This window comes from Pseudomonas sp. SIMBA_068 (genome assembly GCF_046534705.1).
GTDB lineage: Bacteria > Pseudomonadota > Gammaproteobacteria > Pseudomonadales > Pseudomonadaceae > Aquipseudomonas > Aquipseudomonas putida.
Map to the genome: position 1 here is coordinate 1 of NZ_JAWRYI010001105.1, position 252 is coordinate 252.

Below are 252 nucleotides of genomic sequence, written 5' to 3' on the forward strand. Positions count from 1 at the left end.
GATTGGTTTTATAACTTGGCACAATACATGCTTTATAAAAACAACATAAAAGTGGTTCTGTTAAAAGAGTTGAACCACACTCTGCTTTGACTAGGAGAAGGCAAAATGGCTTTAACAGTAAATACAAATGTATCTTCACTTAACTCACAACGAAACTTGAGCAATTCTACAAATGACTTAAGTACCTCGTTCGAAAGACTGTCTTCGGGGTTACGTGTAAACAGCGCAAAAGATGATGCAGCAGGTCTACAG

Annotated in this window: 1 pseudogene; it reads left to right on the plus strand. The window is 37.3% G+C overall.

Annotation, left to right across the window (positions count from 1 at the left end):
• Positions 1–105 precede the first annotated feature (105 nt).
• Positions 106–252 (plus strand): annotated as a pseudogene (locus SB756_RS32905) (flagellin); the annotation flags it as partial.